9 protein-coding genes and 1 pseudogene are annotated in these 8,700 nt (G+C 65.3%); 5 read left to right on the top strand and 5 right to left on the bottom strand.

The window, feature by feature from the left end; translation table 11 throughout:
- Positions 1-214 (top strand): annotated as a pseudogene (locus V7E26_RS27560) (IS4-like element ISSysp3 family transposase); the annotation flags it as partial.
- A 45-nt stretch (positions 215-259) separates the two neighbouring features.
- On the opposite strand, the gene V7E26_RS27555 reads toward V7E26_RS27560, so the two are convergent.
- The gene (locus tag V7E26_RS27555; protein ID WP_324422443.1) at positions 260-1,951 is read right to left on the bottom strand and encodes a putative bifunctional diguanylate cyclase/phosphodiesterase; all 1,692 of its coding nucleotides are present in this window, start codon (positions 1,949-1,951) and stop codon (positions 260-262) included.
- Positions 1,952-2,182: 231 nt separating this feature from the next.
- Here V7E26_RS27555 and V7E26_RS27550 point away from each other — a divergent pair, with 231 nt between their 5' ends.
- Positions 2,183-2,473 (top strand): hypothetical protein, encoded by a 291-nt coding sequence (locus V7E26_RS27550; RefSeq protein WP_324422441.1) that lies wholly within the window; start codon positions 2,183-2,185, stop codon positions 2,471-2,473.
- Positions 2,474-2,482: 9 nt separating this feature from the next.
- Here the strand turns inward: V7E26_RS27550 and V7E26_RS27545 are convergent, their stop codons facing one another.
- The 3 genes from V7E26_RS27545 to mtgA form a co-directional block, all read right to left on the bottom strand.
- Positions 2,483-3,220: a hypothetical protein gene (locus V7E26_RS27545; protein WP_324422439.1), complete on the bottom strand. Its 738-nt coding sequence runs from the start codon at positions 3,218-3,220 to the stop codon at positions 2,483-2,485.
- Between the two features lie 132 nt (positions 3,221-3,352).
- Positions 3,353-3,535, bottom strand: a complete 183-nt coding sequence (rpmF, locus tag V7E26_RS27540) for a 50S ribosomal protein L32 (RefSeq protein ID WP_024509484.1) — start codon at positions 3,533-3,535, stop codon at positions 3,353-3,355.
- 152 nt (positions 3,536-3,687) lie between these two features.
- Complete coding sequence (gene mtgA / locus V7E26_RS27535) at positions 3,688-4,359, bottom strand: monofunctional biosynthetic peptidoglycan transglycosylase (protein WP_324422429.1); 672 nt, start codon at positions 4,357-4,359, stop codon at positions 3,688-3,690.
- Between the two features lie 186 nt (positions 4,360-4,545).
- Here mtgA and V7E26_RS27530 point away from each other — a divergent pair, with 186 nt between their 5' ends.
- Together V7E26_RS27530 and V7E26_RS27525 are read left to right on the top strand one after the other, a co-directional pair.
- Complete coding sequence (locus V7E26_RS27530) at positions 4,546-5,466, top strand: polyprenyl synthetase family protein (protein WP_442893491.1); 921 nt, start codon at positions 4,546-4,548, stop codon at positions 5,464-5,466.
- 19 nt (positions 5,467-5,485) lie between these two features.
- A complete protein-coding gene (locus V7E26_RS27525) occupies positions 5,486-6,160 on the top strand; it encodes a DUF1345 domain-containing protein (protein WP_324422425.1) in 675 nt (224 codons plus the stop codon).
- A 126-nt stretch (positions 6,161-6,286) separates the two neighbouring features.
- Here V7E26_RS27525 and V7E26_RS27520 read toward each other — a convergent pair whose 3' ends face one another.
- Positions 6,287-8,098, bottom strand: a complete 1,812-nt coding sequence (locus tag V7E26_RS27520) for a caspase family protein (RefSeq protein WP_324422423.1) — start codon at positions 8,096-8,098, stop codon at positions 6,287-6,289.
- Between the two features lie 327 nt (positions 8,099-8,425).
- On the opposite strand from V7E26_RS27520, the gene V7E26_RS27515 reads away from it, so the two are divergent.
- A partial coding sequence (locus V7E26_RS27515) for a nuclear transport factor 2 family protein (protein ID WP_324422421.1) occupies positions 8,426-8,700 on the top strand: 275 nt, incomplete at its 3' end.

Raw genomic sequence — 8,700 nt, 5'->3', positions numbered from 1 at the left:
AACAAAAAGGTGGCTGCCCATCCTTGACACACGCATTCCCCATGTGAGCAATCCACATCCTCCGCGAAGCCTGGCTTGGGCCTCGTGGATCATCGCCCGCCTCGGCGGATGGGACGGATACCCACGCACCAAGCCCGGTCCCATCACCATGAGGCATGGCGTCGAATACTTCCTGGGCGTCGCCTCCGCCTGGAAAACTCTCCAAAGCGTGTGAATCTGTTAGTGCTTTCGCAGGGACGACGGGCTACGCGACGCGCAACTACCCCGCCGCCGGCAGCGCCGTATCAGCAGCCACGGCCCACGGACGCTCGGGCGAAGCCAGCCCGATCAAGCGGCCCTGGATGTAGCTGCAGCCCCATTCGCGCAGCATCACGGCGGCTTCCTCGTCCTGCACCCATTCCGCGACGGTCTTGATGTGCAGGCGGTTCGCAAGATCTATCAGCGTATGCACGAAGGCGCGATCGTCGGCGGAGCGCGCGATGTTCTGCACGAAGGCGCCGTCGATCTTGACGATGTCGACGCCGAGCTTGCGCAGATTGCGGAATGACGTGTAGCCGGCGCCGAAATCGTCGATCGCGATCCGGCTGCCGAAATTCTTCAAGCGGGTGACGAAGCCGCGGACATCGTCGATATCCTGGATCGCTACCGTTTCGGTGATCTCGACGATCAGCCGCTCGCCGACGCCGGGATGGGCCTGCATCAGCGATTCGATGCCGGCCCACCAATCCGGGTCCATGGTGGTGTCGGGCGAGATGTTGAGGCTGAGCCGCACGTTTGGCGACGCCGCAAGTTCGGCGACCGCGAGTTCGAGCACGCGATGATCGACCAGCCGGATCAGGCCGAGCCGCTCGGCGACCGGAACGATGTCGGGCGCCAGCAGCGCCCGCCCGTCCTGCTGCTCCATGCGCACCAGGCACTCGTAGAATGCCGGCTCACGCGAACGCGCTTCCACCACCGGCTCGAAGGCGGCGACGATACGCCGCTCGTTCAGCGCGGTGACGATCTCGTCGGTGACACGGATATTGACGCGCCGCTGGGCGTCGCGCTCGACATTCGGCTTCCATAGCGAGAACGATCCGGCGCGGCGCCGCTTGGCGGCATCGAGGGTTTCCTGGGCACGGTTGACCGCCTCGTCGGCATCGCGGGCGTGGCGTGGAATGGTGACCGCCCCGATCGACGCGGTCACCGAAACAGGGCCGGATTTGGTCGGAATCACCTCATCGCGGATCCCGACCAGGAAACGCTCGGCCGCGATATTGGTGTCGTCGACCGTGCAGTTGCGCAGGATCAGCCCGAACTTGTTGCCGGAGAACCGGCCGAGCACGTCGCCGCCGCGCAGCCTGGCGCGGATGCGCTTTCCGACTTCGGCGATCACGGCGTCCGCGACATCGAAGCCGAAGGCGTCGTTGACGCGGGCCAGATGGTCGATGCCGATCAGCATGAACGCCGCTGAGGATCGCAAACGCATGGCTTCCTCGATCGCTCCCGCCAGCGACGCGACAAGATGCGTGCGGTTGAGTTCGCCGGTCAGCGGATCATGCCGCGACAGCCGCATGAGCTGTTCGTCACGGGCATGGCGCTCGTTATTGACACGGACAACGCCGTGCGCGCGCACCGGCTTGCCGTCCGGCCCTGCGAACCAGCAGCCGGTTTCCTCGATCCAGAGGATGGGCGCCGAGTTCGACGCTCGCACGCCGTATTCGATCTGGTAGGCAACGCCTTCGCCGCCCCGTGGCGCCGCCGCCTGGGCAAGCGCGTCGTTGCGGACCGAACGGGAGGGCTCGATCAGCCGGGCAAAAGCGGCGCCGCTGGCCAGCGCTTCCAGGGGAATGTCGGTAAGGACAGCACCGGCATTGTCACTCCAGGCGATGCTGTCCGTCGCCAGGTCCCAGAGGAAGGTCGCCTGGCCGAGCGAGGCCAGGATGCTGGAGGCTTGCGGGACAGAGGTCATCAGGACGCCTCGATTCGGGACACCGGGTGATTCCCTCAAAACCTGAGGATAGGAGCTGATTCGAATGACAGGGTAGGTAAAGTTCATAAATAATCTGGAAACCATGTTTCCGGGACTTTCCAGGCCGCGCGGGAACGAACCGGAAGGAAGCGGCATAGACCTTGCGAAGTCAGATCGCAGGTGGGGCGTAATGTCCCAAAACGTGACAATTCAAGCCGGTTACGGTGTGCGATGCTGGGTATCGACCGACAAGACGAAATTCTGGACGCCGAATTCGTCAACCTCGACGAAGAGCCGGCCTGCGTCGAGCTGGTGCCGGTCACCCAGTCCGCCTGCTGGATCCAGCGAGCGGCCACGCCGCGGCCCGATCCGACCTTCCTCGTGCAGCTCATTGCGACCGCCGACCAGGCGCCGCAAACCCGCAGCCTGCGCCGTGCGTCGCCAGCAGATGCGAAGACGGCCTACGGCGCCAACCGCCCCCTGCGCGGCAGCACGGGCTTTCGGACGCGGCAGACTATCTAGATTTTAAATTCAGCTCTGGGACTTGTCCGGCTTGTCCGGCGATGGCGGGAAGCCCGTGCCGGGCTGCAGCCGGGGCGAACTGATTTCCGGGGGAGCTTCTTCTGGCGGTGGCGCGACGGCCGGTGACGGCGTGATCGGAATCGCCGTCTCGGGCTTGGCGGCTGATGTTTCCGGCTTCGGCTCGGGATGGACCACCGGCTTCGGTTGATCCGCCGGCTTCGGTTCGGGCGTGGCCGCGAGCACGGATTCCGCCACGGATGTTGCCGCGGGAGCGGCTGGCGTTGGAGCAACGGCGGGTGCCCGCACGGGCTCGGCCGGCGGCGCCTCGACCTTTTCAGCAGATTTGGGGGACGGCACAGGCGCGGCCTTTGCCGTGGCGACGCGGCGGCGCGTTCGCAAGGCGAGGCCGGACAGGAAATCCACCAGCACCAGCGCCGTCATCAGGAAATAGGTCGAGGTGGCGAATTTCGGCCACAGCAGGAATTCGGCCGCCGCCGCGCCGAACACGATCAGCGACAGCAGGTGGTCGGTGAGATATTTCGCGCCAGGGCGCGCGCCCTTGATGACCTCGGCCAGCAGCAAAAGGATGCTGAGCGTCAGCAGGACGTCGCTCAGCGTCACCGTCCATTCCGCCCCCGACATCAGCGTCAGCTTCACCAACGGGTCGGTGAACGACACGGTCGGCATCAGGAAGACAATGATGTTGTAGATGGCGAGTGGAATCAGAAGCAGCGGAAAACCGACCATGGGTCGCGCCTTGCTAGAAAACCGGAATGTCCCCGGGCAAAGCACTGCTTCGCCCCCAGGGAACCGTTGGCCCACTCGTTGGCCAAATTCGGGCAGACGCCACCCTAAGTGGCGTCTTATCCCTGAACCCGATCAGGATTCCTTCTTCTTCAGAACCTGGCGGCCCTTGTACATGCCGGTCTTCAGGTCGAGATGGTGCGGGCGGCGCAGTTCGCCGGAGTCCTTGTCCTCGACATAGGTCGGCTTCTTCAGCGCATCCGCCGAACGGCGCATGCCACGCCGCGAGGGCGAAGTTTTTCTTCTCGGAACGGCCATAACGGTCCTCTAGGGGTGTTGTCGGAGGCATCGTCCTGACAGGACGGCCCGGCGCGCCGGGCGCGGGCTGCGATGCCGATAAGGCCGCGCTTATAGAGGATGGAGTGACGTAAAGCTAGGGCAGCTTGCGGTTAAGAGGGCCGAAAATTGGCTCAAAAAGCGCGATTTTCGCTCCAGCAACGCGGCACGGCACCGGCGCGCGCCATATAGGTTCCAGCCAGCCGGCGCACCCCGGGGCCGGGATTGCGGGCGCTTCGCCTGACCGGATTGGGCAGGATCGCCGCCAGCAGGGCCGCCTCGCGCGGCGTGAGCGTCGAGGCCGAGCGGCCGAACGCATAAAGCGACCCGGCTTCGGCCCCGAACTGCCCGGATGGGCCGAGTTCGGCGATGTTGAGGTAGATTTCCAGTATCCGCTGCTTGGGCAGCACGAAGTCGATCCACATCGCCAGCGGCAGTTCCAGCGCCTTGCGAATCACGCTGCGCCAGGGCCAGAGGAACAGGTTCTTGGCCACCTGCTGGGTGATGGTCGAGCCGCCACGAGCAGGCTCGCCGTCCTCGGCATCGTCGATCGCTTCCCGCAACGCGCCCCAGTCGACGCCGCGATGACTGCAGAATTTTGCGTCCTCCGAGCCCACCACCGAGCGCGCCAGATAGGGCGACATCGCGTTGAAATCGATCCATTGCCGCGTGACCGGCGCGCCCTTGAGCCAGCGCCAGGCCATCAGCGTCGAGACCGGGTGGCCGGTGCGGTAGATCGGCGTCAGCACATAGGGCAGCAACAGCACCGCCAGCAGGATCAGCAGTAATATTCGGACAATCCGCAAATTCGATGCTTCCGGTTCTGCCCAAGCCGGCCCGGGGCCGATCAATACACCCCGCCCAGGTGACATCTCCATGATATTTCGTGAGTTTTCCAGCCCCTTTTGAGGCGCTGTGAGCTCCGTCATGGAATTGACGAAGCCGCTGCCATCAACGATTGTCCGGGCCAAATTGATCTGGAGCTATTCTTGATGACGACCGCCGCCGCCGATTTTGCCAAACGACTGGACCAGACCGCTGACGACACCGAAGCGCTGCTGGCGAAGCTGTTGTCCGACGAGCTGTTGCCCGACGAGATCACGCGGCCGAAGCGGCTGATGGAGGCGATGCGCTATTCCAGCCTTAACGGCGGAAAGCGGCTGCGCCCTTTTCTGGTGGTTGAAAGTTCCGCCGTGTTCGGCGTCCCGCGCCAGGCCGCGCTGCTGGTCGGCGCCGCGCTGGAATGCATCCATTGCTATTCGCTGATCCATGACGATCTGCCGGCGATGGACAACAGCGATCTGCGCCGCAGCCGGCCCACGCTGCACAAGAAGACCGACGACGCCACTGCGATCCTCGCCGGTGACGGCCTGCTGACGCTCGCCTTCGACATCGTCACCCGCGACGAGATCCACAAGGACGCCACGGTGCGCCTGCTGCTGACGCGCGCGCTGGCGCGCGCCTCCGGCATCGGCGGCATGGTCGGCGGCCAGATTCTCGACCTCGCCGGCGAAGGGCGTTTCGGCGACCGCGAGCCGGTCGACGTCGCGCGGCTGCAGCAGATGAAGACCGGCGCGCTGCTGCGCTATGGCTGCATTGCCGGCGCGATCCTCGGCCAGTCCACGCAAAAGGAATATCAGGCGCTCGACGATTACGGCCGCGCGCTCGGCGAGGCCTTCCAGATCGCCGACGACCTGCTCGACGTCGAGGGCGACGCGGCGGCACTCGGCAAGCCGGCCGGCGCCGATGCGGCGCTCGGCAAGACCACTTTCGTCACCCAACTCGGCATCGACGGCGCCAAGCAGCGCGTGCGCGACCTGCTGGCACGCGCCGATTCCGCACTGTCGATCTTCGGCGAAAAGGGCGACGTCCTGCGGGACGCCGCGCGCTTTGTGGCGGAGCGCAAGAACTAGCGGAGGGAAGGCGGAGCGGATGGACAAGGAATTCGAGGACTACCTTGTTCGCTTCCAGAACCTGCCGTTGCCGGTCCGCATCGTCTTTGGACGGAAGCGGACCTTCATCGCGATCACGCTCGGCGTCCTGGTATTCCTGCTGGTGCCGGAAACGCGACGGCTGGCGACACGCCTGATCGTCGGCTGGGACGCCTTCGCAGCACTTTATCTCGCCTACATCGTGATGCTGCGCTGTGACGTCGGCCATATCAGGCGCGCCGCCGTCATCCAGGACGACGGGCGCTTCCTGATCCTGCTGGTGACGGCGTTCGGCGCGCTGGCAAGCCTCGGCGCGATCGTGTTCGAGCTCGGCGCCTCCAAGGGCAACAAGGCCGGGCTGATCCTGGCGACGGCGACCATCGCGCTGTCATGGACGCTGGTGCACACCGCCTTCGCCCTGCACTACGCCCATGATTTCTATCGTGGCAAGAAGCCCGGCGGCCTGCAGTTTCCGAGCGGCGACGCGCACACCGAGGCCGACTACTGGGACTTCGTCTACTTCTCGTTCGTGATCGGCATGACCGCGCAGGTTTCCGACGTCGGGATCACCGACAAGATCATCCGCCGCACCGCGACGGTGCACGGCATCGTCTCGTTCGTGTTCAATACCGCGCTGCTTGCATTGATGGTCAACATCGCGGCCAGTGCGATCTAGCGGCCAAGCCATTGCCGGCTCTGACGTATCAGAACCGAATTTCCGGACTCCCGGCCTGAGCGACTATCGCAGGCCGGTCCACGCCATCGGCGTGAGTTCGATTGCCATGCGAACCGACGACCGCCCTCAGTTGCAGACTTCCACATTGCCGCCGGTACCATCGCGGGGCGAGCCGCCCTGATAGTCGACACGGCAACCGCGGCTGACCGGCCGGCAACCGCCCGCGTCGCAAACGATCTGACCCGATCCGCCAGCCGATGCGCGTGGCTTGACGACGCCGGCCCCGGGGATTCCGGCGATGGATTGGGGCCGTTCCCGAACCTGGCGGGCGCGCTCCCGACGGTCATCGGCATCGCGCTTGACGACCGGCTTCTTCGCGCGGCGCTTCTCGCATTCATTGTCGTCGTTGAGATACGAGCCCTCGGCGCAGACGATCCTGGTGCAGCGGTCGCCCTCGGCCTTGAAGCCGTGCTCGCAGACCAGCGGGCACACGCGGGATGACTTGAGCTTGATGGTATCGAGCGTATCGACGCTGGCTACCCTGGTGTCGAGCCTGGTGCCGGCGTAGCGGTTGAACTGCGTCAGCGACCGCTGCGAGGCGTTGTTCCAGTTGCCGTCGGCATTGCCGCTCAGGCAGCCGACGCGGCGCAGTTCGGATTGCACCGACTTGGTGACGTCGGGCTGCGCCGGCGCCGGAGTGAGGGCCGCGACGTTCACGGCCTTGTCGGCGGGTGCGGGAGTCGGCGCCCTGTCGGCGGCAGCACTTTCAGCCGCGACGCGCTTCTGCTCGGCCGCAGCCGCCTGCTCCTGCGCCACCTGCTTGGCCTTTTCAGCCGCGACGCGCGCCTGCTCGGCGGCCATGGCTTCGGCCTCGGCCTTCGCCTGCTGCGACCTCTGGGCGCCCTCGGCGACGAGACGCACGCGCTCCTGCTCGGCGAGCCGCGCCTTCTCGGTCGCCGCGACGCGCGCATCCTCGGCGGCGATCTTGTCGAGCTGAAGTTTCGCCAGGCTCGCATAGAAGCCGTCAGGATATTGCGCGAGGAAGGCGTTGAGCGCGCTCTTGTTGCCGATCTGCAGCGCAAGCTCGTAATCGCGCCGGGCCTCTGCCTGCGCACTCATCGCGGGTGCGGCGGGAGCAGCGGCAACGGGCGCCTGACGCGGCGCCGGCACCAGCGGCACGTCTTCGCCGCCGAGCGAGCCGTACACGAACGGTTCCTGGCGGTTGTTCGTCGTCTTGAGCACCTCGTCGCGGACAAAGCCGAAAGCGCGGCGGACGTCGAGCCCGGGCTTGGTCAGATGATGCGACAGCGCCGACGTGAACGGACTGTTCTGCCCGTCGCCATCGGCCGCGGTGGAGCCGGCTTTGGCCGAATAGGCGATCAGGACGTTCGGGCTGGTCGGCTCGACCTTGGCGAGGCCTTGCCCGATCGCACGCGACGCCACCGTGCGCTTCATGCTCCGCGCGAACGGATTGTCGCGGCAGGCGTCGAGAATCACGAGACGCAGCTTCTTGGCCGGCTCGATCGCGATCAGGATGCGGTCCAGCGAGAAGGCTTCGTCATAGACGTCGGTGTCGCGCTCCAGCCGCGCGTCGACCGGGATCAGATAGTTCGCGCCGTCGACCTCGATGCCATGGCCCGCATAGTAGACCACGGCGATATCGGCGTCGCGCGCGCGATCGGCGAAGTCGCGCAGCGCCCGGCGGGTCTCGCCGGCGGCCAGGTCGCGGCGGGAATCGACCACGTCGAAACCGGCGTCCTTGAGCGTCGCCGCAATCCTGGCGCTGTCGTTCACGGGATTGGCGAGGGGTGCGACATTTTGGTAGTTCGAATTGCCGAGCACCAGCGCCACGCGCTTCTCGGCTAAGGCCGGTTCGCTGACGAACAGCACGGCCGCGGCGGCCGCGGCCCATCGAAGCAATTTTAGCGATCCAGACATCATCATGACTTCTCCGGAGCCTCATAGCTATTTTACCACACCGGTCTGGCTATCAGAAGCCAACGCCCGATTTTGTGAGTTACGTCACCAAAAACGCTGACGTGACTCGCGACCCTGCCATCCTTGGTCAGCCGAACACGCCGCAAGGTTCGGCCGGGGCCTATTTTCAACGGGTTCCGGGCGCCGGCCACGAGAATGTCAAGCCTTCCCCGATGCGCCCGTTCTTTGGCAGTGAAATGAGCCTTCAGCTTTTCTCAATAGCGCAATTTGCCGCTTCGTGGCTTAATTCCATCCGAAGAAGATATCTGTTTGTCCGGGAGGAAAACCGTGAGTGCTGATCGATCGAGCGTCGAAGCCGTGGTGCAGGGCTATTTCGACGGCCTTTATGAGGGCGATGCCGACAAGCTTGGCGCGCTGTTCGACGCGAGCGCCGATTTGCGCTGGCTGGAAAAAGGCGAATTGCAGGTGCTGACCGTGCCGGACTGGCTCGACCGTGTGCGCAAGCGCCCCTCCGGCAAGGCCGAAGGCAAGGCGCGCGAGGACTTCATCGTCACGATCGACCGCTCGGACGACCAGACCGCCTTCATCAAGGTGCGCTGCCA

Origin of the sequence: Bradyrhizobium sp. (assembly GCF_036735945.1) — a bacterium.
Taxonomy (GTDB): domain Bacteria; phylum Pseudomonadota; class Alphaproteobacteria; order Rhizobiales; family Xanthobacteraceae; genus Bradyrhizobium.
Note: the sequence above shows the minus strand (reverse complement) of the source record. Positions and strands in the feature narration are given on the sequence as shown.